Origin of the sequence: Chryseobacterium glaciei, assembly GCF_001648155.1 — a bacterium.
Classification (GTDB): domain Bacteria; phylum Bacteroidota; class Bacteroidia; order Flavobacteriales; family Weeksellaceae; genus Chryseobacterium; species Chryseobacterium glaciei.
Genome location: NZ_CP015199.1, coordinates 4,728,166 through 4,751,177 on the forward strand (window position 1 = coordinate 4,728,166; position 23,012 = coordinate 4,751,177).

Genomic DNA, 23,012 nt, shown 5'->3' on the forward strand with positions numbered 1-23,012 from the left:
TAATCTGATACTATGCTTTTTGAAGATGCTTAGAGTGTAGAGAATAAGGACTGCATTTGAAAATAAAACGGCATGGAACTCTACATTATCCACTCTGAGGTACTGGTATACCCTGCAACAGATAAGAGAGCCCACGCCTAGGTCGTGAGCTTCTAGCTTATCATCTCGTTGCTTTAAATTACCAGTTTTCAGAATGAGATTCTAAGCAATAGCTTCTAATATTTACTTGAAGTATCGCAAAGTTACGTTTCAGTAACTTATTTTACAAATATAACAATATTTTGTTATTGCGCACAGAAAACCGCACTATTTTTTTCTTTTTCTTTTAATTTGCCGTAATGGATGAAGAGAAAGAAGTAATTATTGCTATTTGTAAGTATGTTTATACAAACTGGATTTCAAAAGCAAAATCACAGAGGGAGTTTGCTTCCAAATGCGATATAGAAGAAAGTACGGTAAGGAGAATAAAAAATATAGCATTAGGCACATCTAAGACCGATTACAATATGTCTGTGAAAACGATAGCTAAAATTTGTCGTAAAAAAGAAGTAACCTTAGAAGAATTATTCCAAAACATAAAAAAGTAAAATCCTGACATTTCATCGTCAGGATTTTACTTTTTTAATCAATTAGTGAAAAGCATTCTATATAATTATTTCAAATTGTTTTCTTTAGGTAAGAAATTAATTATTAGATATTTACTATATTTGATTTTCCCTTGATAGGGTTAAATTAAAAACTAATAATATGCCTAAAGAAAGTGTTCTTACCCAAGCTGAAAAAGCCTCTGCTAAAATTGAAAAATTTATTTTTCACATTATAATTGAATCTGAATTAAATCCTTTTTTTTTAGATGAGGTGGATTTAACTGATGAACAATTGGATTTTTTTCGATTACAGTTTTTGGAAGCAGCAGAAGGAACTCAGTTTGACTTTAATGATAATTCCACCTCAGAAGTTTATAAAAACTGTGAAAAAATTATCGAAAACCCTAGTGAGAATTTTTTTACCATTTCAAAAGATTTAACAGCTTCTTTTAAATCTCATCATAAAAAAAATATGAATGATGGTGTTTTTATTACAGCATTAGTTTCTATAAATGATAGTAATAACTTAATTTTTCTATTGAAACTAGATAATAGGAAAGTTTTTGAATATAAGAGAACAGGTAATAAAGCTATTTTAGAAGAAATTAAAAACACATTTGTTGAAGATAAAAGGTCAATTCAAAAATTGGCAATTATTGACGTTACCGATTATTATAAATGGGATGTTTTAGCTTATGATAGAAGTCCGGGTGTAGGAAAAACAATAAGTGACTTCTTTAGAGATTTTTTAGTAGTACATGAAAAGGAAACTCCAACCACACTAACAACTAATACTGTTAAGGCTATAACTAATTGGACTATATCAAATAGAGCAGATTTAGATCCAGTACAAGAGATTTCATCATACAAAAATCGAGTAATAGATTATTTAACTAATTGCTCAATGGTGGACTTTAAAAAATTAATTGATAGAGTTATTGATGATAGTGATTCAAGTAGAAAAAGAAAATTAAAAAAATCACTCAAAGAGTTTTTAGAAGATCTTGGATTATATGGACAGTCGTTTAAACCCAGTCGAAGTGTGCTTAATACAGCTCAAAAGAAAAATATAAGACAAACTGCTGAAGGGATTAAAATTGAGTGGCAAGGAGATGCGAATGATGTAAATATTGACATTCCAAATATTCCAAGTAGTAATGATGGATTTTATCATATTACAATTAAAACTAGAGATGTTAAAGTTGTTAAGTAGTTACAATGGATTTTGATAAATTAATAGAAATTATTGATTCATACGATTCTATAAATGTAAAAGAGTCATGGGGATATATTGAAATAAGTTGTGATATAAATAAAAGAGAAAACTTACAAAAAATAAAACTTTTAAAGGATTATTTGAGTGGTGAAGGCTTTCCTAATTCTATATCAATAAAAATTGATAATGCTAGAGTAGATGATGATGATTTGGATTCCTATTTGGAAGATGATACATCTAATTGGGAGATAAATATCAATAAAATACCTTTCTTTAATACTGGGTATATTGATGTAAGACAAAATTTTTTCTATAGTATTGAAAAATTTCAAGAATGGCTTTCGGGACTCTCACCATTTGAAAAAGAAAATCCTTTCCACAAAAAAAATAATTTAATAATTAATGGTTTAGATCATGTCATTTTAGGTGATAAATTTAAAATTATACCGTATAAATTTAATGGGAATATTGAGAGTTTTGTAATTGGAGAGTCACTTCCTGATTTAAATAGGATAAATGAAGTTGTTCACTCTCTTACAAGCGAAGAGCTAATAATTAGTCCTTTAAGTTTTGTATATCAAACAAAATCAAATAATGAAACTATTATCAGTATTTTAAATAAACTTGCAAGTATTTCTTTATCTGCTAGTATAGTAAATGAAATAAAATCGGACGATTTTATAACGGTAGATGGTATAAGACGTTTAAACCTTAAACTTTTTGATGATCATGATATTTATAAAAAAGAATTTTATAACGATCTTCTAAAAGTAGTTAAGTGGATATATGAAGAAAAAACTATAACTCGTCAAAAACTATTTAATGATAGGATAAGTCTGGAGCTAGATGAATCTAAAACTTATATTAACGCTTTAAGCATTCATTTAAAGAATTCATTATCACAAGCAAGTCAAAGATACAATTTTGTAATTTTAGAAAGAAAGGATAAATATATTTCAGAACTAAAAGATTTATTAAAAGATGTTAGAAGTCAATCTGATCTATATTCTCAAAAGATAAGAACGCTACTAAATAATCTTCTTAGAGATGTTTTAGCGGCAATTGTGCTAGTTGGCTTTACAATTTTTACTAAATTTTCAGACAATTTGTTATTAGATAAAATATCATTGTTAAAATATGTATTTTATTTCTTAGCTATATATTACGTATTATCTGCAATTATACAAGCAATAGTTGATATTACCGATGTACAAGTTTCCAAAAATGAAATGCTATATTGGAAAGCTACCACTAAAGAGCTAATTCCTGAAAAAGATTTTAAGAAACATATTGAAAATTCATTAAAAGATAGGAAAAGAAGTTTGAAAATATTGTACCCTACTATAATTATACTTTACTTATTGTTAGCATACACTTGTTATAAATTTCCTATATATTTTCACTCAATTTCTTCTGAAAAAACTAAAAAAGAAAAAATAAATAATGATAAAGTTTCTAAATATAGAAGTCAACAAAGTAGCGGTTCATCAGGTAGGTAATAAGTCTCTTGATGAGCAAGTGAATTTCTCAGATACACTAGTTGATATTTCTGATGAGAGATTAGTAAGAATATTCTTAAAATATTTTCTTTCTTCATTTTCTGGAAATGAGATGTATGATTTCTTTAATGAAGTAGGAATTGAACAAAACGAAATTTATACTTTAATAAAAAGAATTTTTGAAAACCCTGATGATTTATTTAAACAAAGTAAGATAATTGCTCAACATTTATATAATTGTAGTACTCATCCTAAAATTAAAAATGGAGATTTATTTATAGTCTATTTTAATAATATTATAATAGATAATATTAATACGGATGCGATTGGTATTTTTAAATCAGAGAGTAAAGAAAACTATCTAAAAGTAGATTTAGAAAAAAAAATTCATTTTGTAAATTATGATGAAGGTACTAATATCAATAAATTAGATAAGGGTTGTTTAGTATTCAAAATTGATGAAAGTTATAAGGTTTGTATTATAGATAATCTAAATAAAGCCAATGAAGCTTCTTATTGGAAAGATGATTTTTTGAGTATTAGACCAATTAAAAATGATTATCATCAAACAAATGAGTTTTTAAGTATTGCTAAACAATTTGTAACAAAACAATTAGATGAAGAATTTAAAATCAGCAAAGCAGATAAAATTGATTATTTAAATCGTTCTGTGGATTATTTTAAAAGTCATGGAAGTTTTGATAAACAAGAATTTGAAGAATTGGTTTTTGAAGATAAAGGTTTGATTGAGTCATTCCGAACCTTTGACCAAGCTTATAGACAAGAAAATGAAATAGAACTATATGATAACTTTGATATATCAACCCAGGCTGTAAAAAAACAAGCAAGAGTTTTTAAAAATGTATTGAAGCTAGATAAAAATTTTCATATTTATATTCACGGTAATGCTGACTTAATAACACAAGGAATTGATGAAAATGGAAGAAAATATTATAAAATTTTTTATGAGGAGGAAAATTAATTAATTTTAAAAAATGGGTAGCACATATAAATATACGGAGGATTCAATTCGACAAATTGAGTTTTTAATACCTCGTCTTAAATATTCCTTGTATCCAACTAAAATAATACAGTGGTTAGAAAATTTTGATGGCCCTGATGTGCCTTTCGCTATAGATATTCTTAGAATATTTGAATACATTAGTTTTCCTGAATTCATGTTTCGTTTAGATAGTTTACTAAAAGAACTACTTAAGAAAATACCCAAGGAAGATAAGATAATCATTTTTCCTTATGGTAAAATTGGCAAAAGTGGAACCTTAGTTACTTATCCCCTTCGAAATACATCAGCATTTAAGCGAAGAGAAGCGAATATATTACTTACTCACGATTTTAAATACATAAAAGATTCAGAACAATATAAACATATTATTTTTTTAGATGACTTTATCGGAAGTGGAAAGACTTTTTGTGATGAATTTGAAGGTTCTGGTGTGAAAGATTGGATATTAGATAATAATATTGAGAAAATTTATTTACTTTCTGCAATTATTATGAATGAAGGAAAGAAAAAAATAGAAGGAAATTATTCTAAAATCAAAATTGTTTCAGAAGTTAGACATAAGCTTTTTGATGAAAATTTTTCACCTTACAAAGCATTTTCAAAAAACACATATAAATCTGTCAAAAATATTGTGAATAAGTATGGAAAGAAAATTATAGTAAACAGACCACCAAATCAATTCCTACCATTTGGATATGGAAACAGTGAAAGTACAATTGCTTTTTTTCATGGTACTCCCAACAATACTATTTCATTAATTTGGGGGAAAACTAAAGAATGGAAAGCTTTATATCCTAGAAAAGTAGATGTAAGAATGTCAGAAGCTCGTGAACTCAAAAAAGAAATAAATTATTACCTGAGCATTTGTGAAAAATTAGGTATAAATATTAATTCAGGTATTAATCTAATTGATAAAATGCCTGATAGAAGGAAAGAGACTACAAGAAGAATGCGTGAACAGAATCAAGCAGCAATTACAGTTCTATTTCTGAAAAATAAAAGCTATGAAAACATTTATGTTTGTCAAATTTTGGGCATTACACGAGAAGAATTAAAATACATTTTTATTGAATTAAGGAATAAGGGTTTAGTTACAAATGATTACAAATCAATAACCAATAGTGGTAAAGCATTACTTTTAGAATTAAATAAGGTTACCAAAAGTGAAAAGATAAGAAATGAGACAGAAAATAATTTAACAATTAAAAAACATTTATATTTGCCACAAATGTTCAAAGGGCTGACCTAAAGAGTTAGCTATGTTATCTGGAAACAGATATTCTCGGTGCCTTGTGCCGAGAGATTTTAAGGATCCTTTAGTACCAATATTGGTCTACATTCTGCTTGAAAAATTATCATTGCAGCCGCCGGATTCCTTCCAATAACAATTCTCCAAGAAGAATACATATCATACACCCAAGTAAGAAGTAACTATGAAGTCATTCCCCTTTGAACAATTTATTAAAAACGCAAATAGTGAAGGTCGAACACAGAATTTTATTGAGGCATGTGTTCAATATGCTCACAATTTAGAAGATAGAGATTATCCAGTTTTTTTTTCAATCCAGCATCTTGCAATGGCTATTGGTATCCAATCAGACTTTTTGACTGCTCTGATTGGTGAAAATGAAAATAGCAGATATTTGTACGAAAATGAAGGAGTTAAGCTCAAAAAATATAATCATTTTTTCATCAAGAAAAAAAGAGGGAGCTACAGAGAAATTATGGCTCCTCACAAGGATTTAAAATATATTCAGAAATGGCTACTATTTAATATTTTAAGTAAAGTTCCCTTAGCAGAATCATGTAAAGGTTTTCGTTCTGGTATTTCAATATATGATAACGCTTCTATCCATAGTAATGCAAAAATAATTTTAAAAGTTGATCTCTTAAAATTCTATGACACAATTACTGAGAAAAGAATTTACGGTGTTTTTGAGAAAATTGGGTATGCCAAAAATTTAGCATATTCATTAGCAAAACTTTGTACCGCAGAACATCATGATAAATATTGGTCTGATTTTAATCAAAATGACAAAAAAATTCTATCCTACTACTTAGAATTCAAACCTCCAATCTTGCCTCAAGGTGCACCTAGTAGTCCTACACTAGCAAATATAGTAGCAACTAAAATGGACAAGAGATTTGAAGGTTTGGGTGAAAAATTAAAATTTTCTTATTCGCGTTATGCTGATGATTTAACTTTTTCAATAAATCATATTGGTACCTTACCTCCTTTAAATCTAATACGAAAAATTATTGAAGAGGAAAATTTCTATATTAATGAGGATAAAATAACTTACATGCATCGTGGCAGTAAACAATATGTTACTGGTTTAACAGTAACAAATGGTGTTCATACCTCAAAAAAATATCGAAAAAAAATTGCTCGACATATCTATTTTTGCAGGAAATATGGTGTAGAAAATCACCTACTAAAAAATATTGAACAATTTCCGACTTATAATTCTCTGAAATTTCATGATTGGCTATATGGTCACATTTGTTATATAAATTCGGTTGATAAAGAAGCTAGCAAAAAAATGTTGAGTGATTTTAATAAAATCACTTGGTCGATATAGCTGTTGAGCTACTATAAATCTAGAAATGAGTTCACTATATAATTTTAAAAATTAAAATTATATGAAAGAAAAAAGTCCACATGAGAGTTCTTTTATATAAAAATTAAGTCTTGCATATTGCTTTCAACATAGCATCTTTGTGACTAAAATTAAATAATTCCAAGTTCTTTCGCGATGTCTTTTTTATACCTGTCAAATGGCTCATTAGAATCATTTTCAAACAATGATGTGCCAAATAGATGCTTTTTGATTTCAATAACATCCATTTTTAAAAATTTTGAAAATGCTACTATTTGAGAATCAGAATAAATCTTCCGTTGTTTTATAAGTTTAAGTGATTCATTTTTGTGGAAATTGTAGCGACCTTGTAAATTGAGCAACTCGGTATAACTGTTTTTTGTTTCAAGTTCGATATTATATTGATTCGATTCTGAAGGTAAATTTTTTCTGGAAAATGTATCTTTATACAATAATCTGAATTTGAGAGGGTTTTCATATGAATTGCTAGTGGGTGATATTTTAGACAGCATATCAAAGTCATCTGTGAGCATTTTGCTTCCTTTTAGTTTAGAATTGCAAGTATAACAGGAAGGCACCAGGTTGTATAAGCACAATGAGAAGAATGGGAATTTGCTTTGGGGTAAAATATGATCCAAAGTATAGTGATTTTTCTTATCCTTCAGGCTGTCAAATTTTATACTGCCATCACTATTTTTTGCTTTTAATAATAAATTAAGTACTGACCGCGAGCTTTGTAATAGCATTGTAAGATCTGCTAATGTTTTAACATGTCCCTTACAAAGTTTTTGTATATTTTTTGCATTAGCCGAAGTAATACCTTTTATTTTTTTTAAGTCATCCAGATTACTTACATTTATTAAATCTAAAAAATCCCGATAATCATTTTTAAAAGGTATATATGAATTAACAAAGTCGATATTGCAGTAGCAGCAAGTTCTTATATTCATAGACACGCTGTTCTTCATAAAGAAAGGTGATATTGAAGACTGCAGCAATCGTGAATAATCGAAAATATCTTTGTACTCACTTATGGTTTTAGAATAATGCGGGCTAAAAGTAAACATGTCTTTTTTAAGATTACTTTTTAAGATTTTTGCGTGTGAAAGAATCTTTTCAAATGGAAGCGTGAAAAATTCCTCCATAGGTACAATAATACCGGAATGTAAAAGGAAACTTTCTATATCAGATTTTTGCTTAGAGCATAATCTTATAATTTCGTCAGCATATTCTTTTTCAAATGCTGGTAAAGTAAGCTGTGGGTATGAAAGTTTAGCCATTGTTATTAAGCAAATCTATCTCTTTTCGAAGTTTTTCGATTATTCTTTTTTTTTCAGAAACTAATTCATTGACGGTAATGAATATTCTGTCTAACTCAAAAATATGATTCTTTAATATTGTCCTGATATAATCTTCCCCTACAAGGTTAATTAACTTTTGATAATCCTTTTTATTTTTACGATAATTAGATTGATAATTTTCAAACTCTGGTGAATCTTGAGTAATTTCAACAGCTTTGAAATAAAAATCTAACAAATCATTAATCTTATTTTTAGCGAACTCCCCTTGAGTGTCCTCAAGAAAAAAACCATTACTCAGAATTTCATGAATATTTTCTGCAAAAGTATTGTCATCATGATATCTAACAGGTGTTGATTTACTCTCCTCTGATTTTAAAAACAGTACATTTTGTTTTGGAATATCTGACAGAATAAAAGGTGAATGAGATATTATCAAAATATTGATGCCCGTAATTTTTTTTGTGTCAATTTGTTTAATTCCTTTCAATAATCTATCCAGAAAGCACCTTTGAAATTCGGGGTGAAAATACAACTCTATTTCATCTAAAATGATATTGACGCTTTGGTATTTTATTATGCCTTCTTTCTCTTCAACAGAATTCAGGTTTGATAAATGGTACAGGATCGAGCTGATACTGTGAATTAACTGTTTTTCTCCAGAACTAATTCTAGTCAGTATATCAATATTTTGTGCGGTCAGTGGCTTAATTTCGAATAAGGGTGGTGGTAATTTGTTGATAAGAGAACCTCCAGAAATATTCGAATGTTGAATTTGCTCGGATAGTAATTTTATACTTGTACGTCTCCTAACCATTATGTTTTTCCATAGGAGATCATAATTCTTTAAATAATTTATAACCTGTAGAAGCTTAATAACAATATGACTATCACTATCCCTGAATTTCTTTAAAAATAGATCGAAGTCTAAAGTTATTCGATCGTAATCACTTTTGCCCTTTGCCTTTGCTACCTTTTGTACATCTTTAAAATAATGATATTTAGTACTAATGCTTGTAATTTTGTAAATGATATAAATGTCAAATCTATATTGTTCGTCTCCCACATTAATATCTTCGATGTCAAACTCACGTTTGAATTTTTTTAAAACTGAAGCTAGACCATAATAATACTCTGTAATATCAGATCTTCTGCCGACTGAGAAAGCGATGCCTACATCATCTCTTAAATAATTTTCAACTTCTGTTTTTTTTATCAGTTCGTTTGAATATCTCTTCGAAAGTTTTGAATCTAGTACACTGATTGTTGTAAAGTGCTTAGAATTTTTGTATTTAAATAATAATTTATCAACCTTTAAATTCTCTGAGATTGGAAAATCCGGATTGGTAATTATTAGCGAAAGAAGTCGTTGATTAAGCAGAAAATTTTCGTTATTAATGTCGATAACACCAGACATATTTTTGGTCGAACTTTCTCTCTTTGGGTTAATTACAACCGGTATTTGATAGGAATCGTTTTTATGAAACAGCTTATCAATCCATTTTCCTATTTCATTTGAATTATTAGAGTGGATTGAGTAATTAATAATACTGGTATAGAAAAATTCATCCATTGAAACATCACTCTGCGTTATCAAATTCTTTAAGGAAACACCGTCATTTCTGACGGTCAAGATATAATTGTCGGTTCCGTTTTTATAAAAAATATCACAGCATATTTTTTCAGTTCCATTTAAAGATTTTAAAACTGCAGTAGTATTAAGTTTTTGTTCTTTTTTTTTGAAGACGGCCAGCTGATTAATTGATGCTACAAGTAAATCAATTAAACTACTTTTACCACTTCCATTTTTACCAACTATAGCAGAAACACTAATTTTTTCATCATAAAAAAAATCTGCCGGTAATAAATCAGTGTCATCAAAAATTATTTCATCAATTACGCTGTAGGTAAAGATTTTGCTATATGAATCAACAACATTTCCATCAGACAAAAACCTCGCACTTTCGTAAAACTTATAAATACAATTTATTTGAAGGTTTTTAAGAAATTTTCCACTACAACCCTTTACAGGTCTTATTGCAAGTAATTTAAAACTCATATTTTGATATTTGTAAGTAGTAAGATATTTGGGGTTTATTATTTGCAATTTATTCTAAATTATAATAATACATCACTTTTTACAGATTCGATTATTAAAATATCATTTAAAATATAATTTATTTTCAACATTTTTTAAATTATTCTGTATATAACCCCTTACACATTTTAAAATAATCAAAAATATTAAAATTTCACATTTAACCCTATATAAAGACCATACTCTTTATTTCAAATCCTATCTGTACAGTAATGACAGTCAATAAACTTAATTGTTGCATACTAAATTACAATTAGTAAATATATCTTAAAATGTTACTTGTTTATATCTCTTCCTGCTATTAAGCAACAATTTTTTTCTATAAACAGAATATAACTTTTTAGCTTTGATTAATACAAATCTAATAAGAGTCAAGGATTTTTGCCTTTTACGGAAATCCGTAAAATTTAGAAGAAATAAAAAAATACATTTACAACTTCAATCCAAAACAAATCTCAATTTTAAACTAAATAATAAATCCATGAAAAAAATCACATTCTTTTTGATACTTCTACTATCAGTAGTGTCTTGTACAAATTATTATACCGTTTTGTTAACAGAAGACACAAATATATACGGGAATAGCAACAATGAAAATATTGTCACTACCATTCCCAAGGACACTCAAGTCTATGTTTCCAATAAAGCAAACAGAAAGAATTATAAAAAGATAAAATGGGGCAATTATTACGGCTGGGCGTATAATCCAAGTTATACTTCTTATAGTTCTTACACTTCAGCTAAAAGCTATAATACGTCTACACCCTCTTATAATTATACCCCCAGCAAGATTAGCGGCGGAGCAGTTCACGTAAAGGGCTACACAAGAAAAGATGGAACCTACGTAACTCCACATACCAGAAGCTCCCCGAGGAGAAAATAAATAGAATTGGAAATCCTGACTAGTCGGATTTTTTTGTGATTTTACGGAAATCCGTAAGGAAACGATTCAGAACCAGCTTATTTTTACTTTTATAAAAACAATAAATTATTTATTATGAGTACAACAGTTGAAGCAATTAAGCCTGGTCCAAAACCTAAAAAAGAAGATGGGACACCTGACAAAAGACCAAGAGTAAATCCGGAAACAAAACCAAAACATCCAGACTTGAAACCTCATAAGCACAAGCCAGGAGACTCGAAATAAGTTTTGTTTCTTAAAAATTTAATCCCAACTAAAGTTGGGATTAAATTTTTTGAAGATTGATTAAGAGAAGTTCTCAAAGTTCATCTTTGATTACCTTTTGCTATCCTAAGCCTTTTATTTCCTTTTTACTTTGAAGTTTCCCCCTTAAAACTGACATATCATCACTCACTTTCTTATCCAAGATCTTCGCATAATGCTGTGTGGTTTTTATATTAGTATGACCAAGCATCTTACTTACACTTTCGATAGGAACACCATTGGACAATGTTACAGTTGTAGCGAAAGTATGTCTAGCGATATGAAACGTTAGCTCTTTATTTATTCCACAGACGTTCACAATTTCTTTGAGATAGGAATTCATTTTTTGATTACTGAGTACGGGAAACAAGACATTTGAATTTACACATTCTGGGTGGTCTTCATATTTTAAAATCAGTTCCTGTGCTAAAGGTAATAGTGGAACCCTGGTTGAGGTGTCGGTTTTCTGACGATGTGTGAATATCCATTGATCGCAATCTATTCCAATATTGACGTTAGATTTCGTCAATTTCTTTACATCAACATACGCTAAACCTGTATAGCAACTAAAAAGAAAAATATCACGCACCTGAATCAATCTGTCTGATGCAAATTCCTTTTCATAAATCGCCTGAATTTCCTCTTTGGTAAGATATGGACGTTCCACTACCTTAAGCTTTGCTTTGTAGCTTAGAAAAGGATCTTTTGAAAGCCATCCATTTGCCATACATAACCGAATGATTTTTTTGAAATTCTTGATATACTTTACCGCGGTATTGTTTGCGCATTTACGCACACTGCGAAGCCAGAAGTCATAATCCATAATAAAAGCGTGGTCGATCTTTGTAATGTCAATATCAGAAGTTTTATATTTCCAGATTATGAATTCCTGCGTATGCTTTAACGATGTTTTATAACGCTCCAATGTTCCGGGCGCAAAATCCTGACCTACCAGTGCTTCCACTTTATCATTATGATCCTGAAAAATAGGAAGGAGCATTCGTGTGGAAACATCGGTTCCAAGCAGTTTAGATTTTAAACCTTCAGATGTTACAAAATCTTCTTCTTTCAGCATCTGATAGTGAGAATCGTAAACTTGTTGTTCCAAAGTTTTAAGATAGACATTAAGCGTTTTCGCCTCCTGAGAGTTGCCAACTGCTTTATGTGCTTTAACATCCCATTTCTGTGGGTCGATGTACCTTTTAGCAGCGATGTCCGCTGCCTTGCCATCTATCGTGATTCGTAAGTAGATAGGAGCGGTTCCGTTGGTTCTGATTTTATTCTTTTTTATAAAGAATAATAGGTTGAATGTTTTGTTCATAGTGTGGTAACTTTAATTGTTAATAATTTACTTTTTGTTACCACTTTCTGCAAGATGTACAATCGTTAGACTGCCTATTGGTCGGGTTTTCCTTAATTTTTCGTGACCCATTTTCAAATTTTCAGGATGGGTCACGGAATAGGTCATATAAATCGTGACCTATTTTGATTTTTTTTGATTCTAGCGCAAAACAAAAAACGCTGTAAACATTGATGTTTACAGCGTTTTAGCTTATTTTGGTCTCCCAACTGGCGGAGAGAGAGGGTTTCTCACCTACCCCTTTAATATACGATTGATATTGATTTTTTTATTTTAAGAATGTAATTTGCCACGATATTGCCACATTCTTTTTGTGTATTTTCAAAAAATCAATTTTCAGTTCTCTTCTGAGCTACTGCGGAATGGACGGGATTCGAACCACATCCACTAAACCACTAATATACTGCTAGTTACGATCCAAATATTTTTGAGTGCCATGATATTGCCACGAACTACCGCTAAATAATAAAAAAGGATCTTTACCTATCTTCTTATTGATAAACTTAAAGAACGTCCTAGTTTCGATACGCAAATATAAGAAATTTCCATTAAAAGGCAACGAGTTATAAGGATCTTTTTAGATTATTAAAATATGTTTTTAATAATCTCGATTAACAAGTAGAAATATAGCTCCATATCTGAACCGTAACCGTGACAATTGAATGTGTATTTCTTTCACTTTTGCACAAACTTTGTTAAGTGATTACCATTTACGGCAACTTGCTCATTCTGATTTTATTTAAGTCATCCTTAGTATTTTTTATACTATCAATTGCATCCATTTTTTGAAAGATATTTTCCGAAAGCTCTAGCATATTTGTATAGCTTTTAGGACTTTGTAATGAAATAATTGATTTTAAAGCAGTTGATGCATATTTAGAATGTTGTATTGCTGTTTTTGTGTTATTACCATAGACTGAAGAAGCTGATAATGCTGATACCATTAAAGGATTACCTGCAATTTCCAAACCATCATATGCATCTTCATTTTGTTCCCCACTTAATGCTAAAACTAATGAAACAGTTCCAAGGATCAATGCTGGAATTGCAAATGCTGAAACAGTAAGTCCTATGCCTGTTCCGACAGAAATTACAGTTGCCCCTGCACCGATTTCTGCTGCTGATGTATAAATTGAGGTTATTCCTATTGCACTTAAACTGATTCCAATTGTAGAGGAAATAACTTTACTACCATTGATTTCTCTACTACCTTCATTTTTGATTAATCCTTTAGAAATGTTGATATCTGAATTTTTCAAATTCTCATGTTTGGCAGATTTTGAATTGTCACGACCTTCTCTGCCATATTCTCTATCGGCTCTATCTCTAGTGTCTCCATTCCGATTTTCAAAATTTCCTTTACCATCTGGTCTAGAAATACTTCCCTGACCTGCATTATCGAAATCATGCGTTTCAAAATTTGTTGCCATAATTCCAATTTAAAATCTTCTAACGCTTAAATTAAAAGTTAGGACAAAATCCCTAACTTGGGTTAAATCTAAAGGTCCGAGTATTACAGGATTACTTACATTTTTCAATTTGATTTTCCAAATGCCTTCTGGCGATGCATTTTTTATTGAGCTTTCCGTAGAAAAATTCAAGTTTGTATTTATAGATGATTTATAAATTGGATACAGTTCACCAAAAATTAATTTATTTGGAAGTTTTACATCATCAATAGGAATTCCTATAGGCTTATAAGTAGTAATGATTTTTCCATTAGGGTTAATCCGAATACTTTCAATTCGATCAACAATATCATTAAGAATCTTAGATCTATCAATTTGATTAAGCGATAATATTAATTCTTCCTCTTCTTCTGTACTTGATTCATACAGTAATTCTAAATCTATTTTTGGAAATTGTTCAGGTGGAATAACTTCACAATAATATAAAGTAATATCCTTATTTGCTTCGATGTTTTCCTTTTCCGAGTTTGCACGAGCATTATTTACAATATATTTTTCATCTTCAGAGTTTGTCGGAAGCCAAGAAGGAAAGCCAATAACATTTGCGGCAACGCCTAAAATCCTAACTCTTTCTTGCATTCCAGACTTGATAAAATCTTGTTCGGATACATTAATTTCTATCTCGCCCGTTAGGTTTAACTGGTTAAAAAGAACATTAACCATAATACCTTTAGAAATAGCATAATTCACTAATGAAATAGATTTTTGAATAATATAATCTGACTGCTCAAGCTTTTCAAATTTATATACAGTATCTCTCATCCACCAAACTAATTTGTCAAGATTATTTGAAACCTCAATATAATTAGGTAAAGGCTTGGTTTCTTGGTTAAAGGAATACTTAAGAATTCTTTTAATTGCTATAAGTCTTTCGTAAATGTTTTTTATATTATCAGCATATATTTTCCTCAAATATTTAGTGCGTTCACCATAATTTAAGGGATTACCTTTCTGGTTGTGAAAGCCCAGCTTCGTTTTAAGCATTAGGTTGATGTTAGTGAACTTTGATTGCATTGCAGATTCAAAATCATCAATTTTATCTTCTTTACTTAAATTGAAAATGGCCTTTAAATTTAAATCACTAATAGTTTTATCATCATTTATGGTATTAAGAATTTGAACATATTCTATTGCGGAAGTTAAGGCTTGTGTTTCAATTTCAAAAATTTCATTTCTTTTAGAAACACAATTATTTATCAAGTTTGTGGCTTCAGTCATGTGTTCTCTCAAATCTAACGTTATGAATTTTGAAGAATCTGGCTCGTGATTGTTTAGATAAATAATAACGCTTTCATCTAAACTAAAATTTACTATAGGCATGAGCCAGTTAAAATCACTTTCAGTTTCCAGAGGAAGCAACTGGTTTTTCATTTCTTGAACTGAATTTAGATTTTCTAGGTGTAATTTTATCATGGTGTAATTTTTAAAAAGCTTAATATGTAGTTCTTAGCTTTAATAATACACACGCTTCTATTTGCGAAACCATTCTTTTTCAAAAATGACTTTGCGAATGTATTACAGCTGTTTATAATGATTTCGTTTATCCATGTATCACTGTTAATAGTCGCTTTTACACAACCATAGCAACAAAAATCTTGGGTTGATTTTTCTCTATTACAAAAGAGATTATTATTATTTGTCTCTAGTAAAAATACATAAAATAATAATTCTATCGAATTATTATTATTTTTTTGATAATTAGACTTTTATCGAATTCTAACAGAGAAATATTTTATTGTTAACATTAATGAGACTTATTGGGGATTTCGCTAAAAGTGGTTCTTCCCCACTTTTGGTGGTACTTATGATAATTTAAGGCTACTGTTCGTAAGAAATTAATGAACGTTACGAATCTAATTTTCTCTGCTGCTGATGTATTTAAAGTTATTTCTGTAGATAATCAGGCTCATCATATAAATATATACGTGCAGAGTCGGCGGGGAATATGTTTATGTCCAAATTACTGTGAACCCTAGAGAGCTCCGCAGGCTATACAAGTGATCGATCACTAACTAGCATTTGTTAAAGAACCTCGGCGATCCATCTTCATAATATACAAATTCGACTGTATCACCCTTTGGAACTTTAAATTTACTACTGAAAGCTTTTAAGAGATTCGTTAAATATCATATTTTTTTTCTTGAATATAAAAAAATCAAATATACTTGGCTGTATTCGTTTTCCCATACCGATGTTATTTTTGTAATATTATCAAAACATACTAACCTTAATCGATTCAAAATTCAATGCTGAAACCACTTCCTTTTATTGGGTAGACCATCTCAAAGTCAAGCTTTTTAAAGATCTCTTCACCGTCAATTTCAAATATCGTTTCTAGAACAGCATCGGTGGAGGTCATGTAAAAAGTGTAATGATCAGTTTTTTCCCTGCAGGGATTTTTCAGGATTTGAACCAGACATGCCTTGGATGGCAATCCATGCACATTATAACCGTCAGTACTGAGAATATACTTGTTACACTTGATCATTTCGTATAAGGCACTGCTATTATTACCCAAACTCCCATGGTGCGCGATTTTAACGTAATCACATATGAGGGGATTGCTTTTCGAATACCCAAGTCCTTCTAAACTCGTCACTACAATACTTGAAAAAGCATCAGCTAACCATAAAATCTTTTTTCCCATGAACTCTGTTAATAAAGCTATACTGCTTCCATTTTCGATATTCCGGTCTTCCGTCCACCCGCTAAAACTAAATTCTTCAACAGTTTTGTGATAGTCTCTACTTTTTGCAGCTACAGCCCTACTCGACTTTTCATCCTCTATGCGTTCAATTGCAATTTTTGGATCATTGTATTTGTTTGTTAATTTATCTAAACTTTTCTGATCCGGCGAAAGAATATAAATATTCATTCCATCTAGTTCATAAGGAATTATACTACTTACTATAGCAGACTCTGGTAAAGCATTTTTGGATTGTAGATATGATGTTACCACATCAGCCTGACCGATGCTTTGAGCAACACTAGAGAGTCTTTGCAATTTTGGCTGTAGATTATTGATTCTCGGGGGATTATACCACCACTCTAATATTATGTCATTTGCCCGACTTGCCGTTATTGCGTTAACATAGGTTTCTAATGCTCCGATATGATCATCATGTATGTGTGTGATAACACATAAATCAATATTTTCCTTCTTAGATTCAATTAATTTTATTTCGTTAGCAAGTATATTCCGAAAAGTCCGTTGAAATCCTCCGTCAATCAGAATATTCCTGATTTTACCACTGATTCCTTGAAATTCAACCCTAAACGCATCACCGCATCCTGCATTATAAAAATAGACCCTCATTACCAATCTGTTACTTTTATTGTTGCCCCCTGTAAAGAATTATTTTCCATGGTAAAGACTGCGCTTAAAGATTTACGTATATCTTCCAGACCATCCCTATCGTAAAAGGAGTTTTTCTCACCTAACAATGTCCAAATGATTCTCAAGTTATTCTCATCAAGGAATTTTTGCAATGAATCTTTTCTGATCATAGATCCTAAAGGGCTCATATTACTAAATAAAATTTCTCCATTATCATCTATAAATTCTCCATCAAGGTCTGCATATTTAAGACCGAGGTACTCAAAGATTTTTTTATTTGGTACCTGATAGCCAAAATGCGCACCAGAATTATCTTTATCCAGGCTCCCAATTGCTTCTGCTGTTGGCAACATAACCTTTAGCTCGCTCCCATCGAGAATTTCCCACTTCTCGCGCTCTTTCTCAAATTCCTTACTTAGTGGAGACCAATAACATTCTCTTGCTAGCAGGTTGCTTACATCATTTGCTTCCGGTAACCACCGCCCACTAAACTCTTTACTCTTTAGCCAGGTTAATGTCTTATTATATTTCGAATTCGGTACAAGAAAACCTTGAAACATAAACCATATTTCCTTTCTTCCTGCTCCAAAACCGCTTTCCCCTACATTCTTCGGTGCTTTCCATGTATAGGATGAAAATAAATAAAGCCATTCAACACCTTTTGGATCTGTCATTTGTATGCAATCGAGAGGATTAGGGAGGTCGGCAGTCGTTTCCGCCCAATCATCCTGAAGGTTATTCCAATGAATGTATCTTTCGGGAAAAAACCATTCAACGTCTTCCTGTATTAAACCAAAATCGTCCTCGTTATATTTTTCCCGATCCCTTTTTGTAATAAAGGATGGATCTATATTCCTATACGTTAGCTGCCAGGGGCCATCATAAATATAAGTTTTTTTATCACTGGAGTATTTCTCCCTAATTTTATAGTTATCAGCCAAGATCCCCAGTACTTCATAAAACGCGATCCACTGGTATTTTTTGCCTATCCGTTCATTCTTTGCCTCTTCAGAACGTCGATAACTGTCTTTACTATTGTCAAAATGCCCGTGAATCTCCCCATCGTAACCAAGATCAAACACCCGTTTAGCAATCCAGATCTTAATCTTTGCCTTATCAATGTTTAGATCCTTATCGTTTTTATCCTTTATTTGAAGTTTCCAGTAAGGCAGCAGTTTTTCCTGGTAAAATATTTTCTGTTGTTCATCTAACTTTACCAATAGATCCCCCTCAAATTTAGCCCAAAGCTCATCTACTTCAGACCAATACCAATTAAGCTGATCTTCATCCTTAAAACGGAATCTTTTACGTCGTTCAACAGGAATAGAATATAATCGAAACATTTTCTTAAGTCTCAGAAATAATGTTTTTCCACCCCTCGGTAATTCTTTTCTAAAGTGCTCAATCTCCTTTTCGAAACCAAACTCGATGCATTCAAAATCTCTTATTGCAGAATCTATCGTATATCTTCCAAAATCCCAAGCAAGGATGGAATGGATAATCTTCCCATTAGCACGAGCACCTTGGCTTTTACTACCCTTTTCATCTTCTCCTTCTTCATATTTTTTCACTTCCTCAATTGTCGGGTACTGTTCAGGGAGAGCCGCGTTGTAGGGTGGTCTAAAATTACTACCTGCAAGATCAAGTGTAATTTCCTTCGATAAAGCAAATTCGACTACATGCCGGCAATAATCCCTCAATAAAAGATGTTCGGGAGGATTACCATCTTTGAAAACACTATCGTAAACAGTTTGTGCAAGCATTTTCAGATCATCAGCCTTTTTTGCATGTAATGCACAGCCATATGCAACCGCACAAAGCCTTTCTGCAATGTATTTATCAGCAATATTTATAAACTTACTAAAAACCTCAATCAGTGCGGGTATTTGATCCTTTAAAAGATTGACCATAGCTTTTGTCGTCTGATCGCGTAAACGGTTATCTGTGGTCCCAAGTATCCAGCAAAGAGCCTGTGAAACGAGCCTAGCCGCAGTATGTGTGGTTTCGCGGGATATGTTAGGTCTCCAAGCCCAATCTATAAGCCTATTTACGGGCATAGCTACACCGGAATCATCAGTTCCGTTATAATAATGGAAATATTCCTGTAGAAAAGCATCGCGCTCCGCCATTGTGTGAATCATTAAAATTTCTGTCAGTCGGTCGCTATTGAATGGATGGTCCGCAACAGCACACATTTCATAGAGAAAATTAAAATATTCGTTATCACTGATTTGGAACTGCTCGTCGGTTTCTACCCATGCATTAAATTTATCGCCATCTATGGTTTCAGGACTTCTCCACTTTAAACTATTGAGATACCAAATGGATATTGAATCGCAACTATATCGAAAGTTTTCTTTTTCTGCGAAGACCCATTCAAAAACCTCGAAAATTTCGAGATCGAACTTCTCTGGCAGCAAAACCGTCAAAGCCTCTAAAATTCCTGAATTATAATACCCACTATTGTTAATCAATTTCCCTAATGAGGCTTCCTTTTTAAAAATTTCGAGTGCTTCTGTCCTATTAGGAATACCTTCGATTAAGTCGCCTGCCATGTAAAAGTCCCCAAAACGCTCATAAGCGAAATAAAGAACCTCATCGTCCACAGCGCTTTCGTTCCAGCGAAATCTAGTGGGTAGTGATCTGACCAATACACTTTCCTCTATCAAATCTCCCAGCAGATTTGGATAACGCGGAAACTCAGCATTGAAAAGCTCTACAGCATCAGCCAAAGACATTAATCGACGTTCTTTTGTAAAGCAGGCTTTAGCAAAGCTATTTAAGGCATTCCTTACTAAATTTGGAACGTAATCATATTCATCGCGTTTTTTAATCAGTCGTTCCTGCACAGCTTTAAGGTAAAAATTAAAGACTTTTGTTATCCCTTGAAATCCCTGTGGAAATACTTTTTCATCAGAACTTTGTATGCCCTGGCAGATGAGATGTAAAAACAATGGATTAGAATACTCTGGATTCATCAGAGGGAAATTAGGTTGCTGAATTTCATAATATTCACAAAATAGCTTCACCGCCTCGTATTCATTTCCTCTAAAACCCTGGTGTTCTATAGTTGTTATGTTGCCATCAGCTTTAACGCTTTCTGGTATTAGTTTTTTCCAGTAAGTTGTTCTGATCGAAAGTACAAGACCCATCGCTGGATATGTGCTGCAATCGTGAATAAATCCTGCAAGACCATCATGCCAAAGTGTTTTGCCAGCACCTTCATTTATAGCATCCACCATTAGCAGGACACGCGTTCCCGCTTGTTCGCCAATACTGTTGAGCGTCGAAAGAAGCTCTTGCTGGGTGCAAGTAAGGCCAAGCTGATGCAAGATGTTTTCCCATAAAGATTTTCCTTCTGCAAAAAGTTGTCCCAATAGAAGTATTGTGGGAAACCCCTTTCCGTTTCTTTTTTCAAGTATATCACCAAGTAAATGCGACTTTCCGGCACCGGCATCTCCTTTTATTAATAGAACGGGAGAATTTGACAATGAAATATGACTGCTATAGAGTTCTTCCTTAAAATTAGATAAATTACGTATCATATTGCCCAAATGCGAGATTTCGCTGGAAAAGGCTTCACGAGTTTCATTTCTCTTCCTCTCTTCTCCCTCCACCAATTGATATCTTTTTTCATATAATTCGCTTTGCTTTCGCTCAGCAATTTCCTCAAAGCAATTGACCCTATTAACTATATCATCTACAATGATAGGATCATTTCCACGCCAAGAAATCGCTTCATACCATAACTTTATTGCATGGTTGAGCTCATCATAACTTGCTTTAATGGCTTCAATTTCTGCTTCTCCTGATCCGTACACTGGTGCAGACAATTGTTTATCCACTATCCTGGTTATTAATTGCCTAAAAGAATCGTCTTTCGACAAAGCGTTAAAATAACCTGCGATAGGTAGCTGAAAATTAAGTTTTGCATTGAACCTTGGTCCAAGCTCAATCAGTGATCTTATCGCATTGCTATTGAAGAATTCCGAAGATATCCCATGCGAGCCAAAAAAAGTATACGAGAATGAGGGCAGATAATTTGCATTCAATAGTTTTACAAATTTTGTTAATGGTTGGCAGTACATAATCTTGCCTGCATCCAAAAATCTAGTAAAAATCCCATATAGGTATATCTCATGATGATCGTACAAAAATACACCGGCTCCTGAGAACCCATCGACCCTGTATTGACTACTGAATTCATCACTAAAATCCTGATTAATGTGCAGTTGAAACTGCCCGTTCTCAGGTAATTGTTGTGACCAGCTTGGATTAATAGCAATAATTTCTTTACCATCCGTTGCACTTGGGAATCCCTTTGCGACAAAATTAGAATGGTGGCTTCTATCAATAACCATATTCACGACGGGTAGCTCTCCCGAAATTGCCTCAACATCACTTTGCTTTAGGAGCAAAATAGCAACGTCATTATCAATATCTGCCCATACTAAATTATGATTGATTTTATGCTCCAAGGTTTCGTACATATCCTTACCTGGATTGTAAAACTGTAGTCCAATCACTTCGAAAGGTCTTTGAAAAGAATCTGTATCTTCAAAAAGACAGTGTGCCGCGGTCAATACATAAATGCGATTTTGCAACGACGGATGCCAGTATATTATGCCTGATCCGGATGTCTGCTCTGAAGTCAAATTAATCAGGCGTACAGAAAGCTTGGTTAATAACTGATCATTTTCTTGATCCATATATAATGAGGGCTTTAATTTAAATTATAACAATAAAGATAATAAGTTTTGAAATGTAGAACCGAACCGACTCTAGTTTTTATCTTAACACTACGTGCAGGATCTTATTTTGACAGTGTTTATCAGTATTCAAACTACTGGGGGTGTCGCTAAAAATGTCCACTGGTTTTCATCCATCGTATCCATCTTTTTTCGGTGTCTTGAGACAACGTTTTTCTTTAGCTTTAGCCATATTATTTGAGCTTTATTAATTAACAAATTTCATCATTTATCAAGTTCCGTTTTACTTCTCCATTAAGCGTTAAAAATTGAGAGTAATATCCCGCTTGGATATATCTTAATTTGCTGTAAAACTTGTCATTTCACCAGTTGATATTGAGTAAGCATAAATTAATTTTTTATAATCATCTTTGATGAAATAATAATTAGATGTTTATATATAAAAAATTTACACTAATCATTTTCTGTTAGTATTGGGGTGTCTGAATCGCTCTGAGAACAATATTAAACCTGGGCTTTGAAGTAGCAGTAGATTTGGCATCCTTTTTTGCAGCGGTAACCAGCATCAATTGTGCGATCCTCTATAACAATTTCACGATTTTCCTTTCTTAGTATATCAACACAAGCAATATCGCCATACCGAATCCAAC

Annotated in this window: 15 protein-coding genes; 8 read left to right on the top strand and 7 right to left on the bottom strand. The window is 31.8% G+C overall.

The features are described 5' to 3' along the window. The first annotated feature begins 338 nt into the window (after window positions 1–338). The 6 genes from A0O34_RS21400 to A0O34_RS21425 all read left to right on the top strand — a co-directional run bounded on the left by A0O34_RS21400 (window position 339) and on the right by A0O34_RS21425 (window position 6,908). Window positions 339–587, top strand: coding sequence for a helix-turn-helix transcriptional regulator (locus A0O34_RS21400; RefSeq protein WP_066759190.1), 249 nt, complete (start codon window positions 339–341; stop codon window positions 585–587). A gap of 160 nt (window positions 588–747) precedes the next feature. Further along, window positions 748–1,800, top strand: a complete 1,053-nt coding sequence (locus A0O34_RS21405) for a nucleoid-associated protein (protein ID WP_066759192.1) — start codon at window positions 748–750, stop codon at window positions 1,798–1,800. Window positions 1,801–1,805: 5 nt separating this feature from the next. Beyond that, the gene (locus tag A0O34_RS21410; protein ID WP_066759194.1) at window positions 1,806–3,302 is read left to right on the top strand and encodes a hypothetical protein; all 1,497 of its coding nucleotides are present in this window, start codon (window positions 1,806–1,808) and stop codon (window positions 3,300–3,302) included. After that, window positions 3,247–4,284, top strand: coding sequence for a nucleoid-associated protein (locus tag A0O34_RS21415; RefSeq protein WP_082891221.1), 1,038 nt, complete (start codon window positions 3,247–3,249; stop codon window positions 4,282–4,284). The genes A0O34_RS21410 and A0O34_RS21415 overlap by 56 nt, the downstream gene beginning before the upstream one ends. A 13-nt stretch (window positions 4,285–4,297) precedes the next feature. Then, complete coding sequence (locus A0O34_RS21420) at window positions 4,298–5,575, top strand: phosphoribosyltransferase-like protein (RefSeq protein ID WP_066759200.1); 1,278 nt, start codon at window positions 4,298–4,300, stop codon at window positions 5,573–5,575. Between the two features lie 184 nt (window positions 5,576–5,759). Next, the gene (locus A0O34_RS21425) at window positions 5,760–6,908 is read left to right on the top strand and encodes a reverse transcriptase family protein (protein ID WP_066759201.1); all 1,149 of its coding nucleotides are present in this window, start codon (window positions 5,760–5,762) and stop codon (window positions 6,906–6,908) included. Between the two features lie 149 nt (window positions 6,909–7,057). Here the strand turns inward: A0O34_RS21425 and A0O34_RS21430 are convergent, their stop codons facing one another. Beyond that, window positions 7,058–8,206, bottom strand: coding sequence for an HNH endonuclease (locus tag A0O34_RS21430; protein ID WP_066759202.1), 1,149 nt, complete (start codon window positions 8,204–8,206; stop codon window positions 7,058–7,060). Further along, complete coding sequence (locus A0O34_RS21435; protein ID WP_066759203.1) at window positions 8,199–10,283, bottom strand: AAA family ATPase; 2,085 nt, start codon at window positions 10,281–10,283, stop codon at window positions 8,199–8,201. The genes A0O34_RS21430 and A0O34_RS21435 overlap by 8 nt, the downstream gene beginning before the upstream one ends. A 520-nt stretch (window positions 10,284–10,803) precedes the next feature. Here A0O34_RS21435 and A0O34_RS21440 point away from each other — a divergent pair. Together A0O34_RS21440 and A0O34_RS22545 are read left to right on the top strand one after the other, a co-directional pair. Then, entirely contained in the window at window positions 10,804–11,205 is a 402-nt protein-coding gene (locus A0O34_RS21440) for a hypothetical protein (RefSeq protein WP_066759205.1), read from the top strand. Between the two features lie 114 nt (window positions 11,206–11,319). Further along, window positions 11,320–11,469 (top strand): hypothetical protein, encoded by a 150-nt coding sequence (locus A0O34_RS22545; protein ID WP_169816840.1) that lies wholly within the window; start codon window positions 11,320–11,322, stop codon window positions 11,467–11,469. A 100-nt stretch (window positions 11,470–11,569) separates the two neighbouring features. On the opposite strand, the gene A0O34_RS21445 is transcribed toward A0O34_RS22545, so the two are convergent. From A0O34_RS21445 to avs2, 5 genes are all read right to left on the bottom strand, one after another. Beyond that, entirely contained in the window at window positions 11,570–12,808 is a 1,239-nt protein-coding gene (locus A0O34_RS21445; protein WP_066759206.1) for a site-specific integrase, read from the bottom strand. Window positions 12,809–13,557: 749 nt separating this feature from the next. Beyond that, window positions 13,558–14,277 (bottom strand): hypothetical protein, encoded by a 720-nt coding sequence (locus tag A0O34_RS21450; protein ID WP_066759207.1) that lies wholly within the window; start codon window positions 14,275–14,277, stop codon window positions 13,558–13,560. A gap of 9 nt (window positions 14,278–14,286) precedes the next feature. Next, a complete protein-coding gene (locus tag A0O34_RS21455) occupies window positions 14,287–15,729 on the bottom strand; it encodes a hypothetical protein (RefSeq protein WP_066759208.1) in 1,443 nt (480 codons plus the stop codon). Between the two features lie 823 nt (window positions 15,730–16,552). Beyond that, window positions 16,553–17,632, bottom strand: a complete 1,080-nt coding sequence (locus A0O34_RS21460) for an MBL fold metallo-hydrolase (protein WP_066759209.1) — start codon at window positions 17,630–17,632, stop codon at window positions 16,553–16,555. After that, on the bottom strand, window positions 17,632–22,362 hold the full coding sequence (avs2, locus tag A0O34_RS21465) for an AVAST type 2 anti-phage system protein Avs2 (protein ID WP_066759214.1): 4,731 nt from the start codon (window positions 22,360–22,362) through the stop codon (window positions 17,632–17,634). Before avs2 ends, A0O34_RS21460 begins: the two co-directional genes overlap by 1 nt. Between the last annotated feature and the right edge of the window lie 650 nt (window positions 22,363–23,012).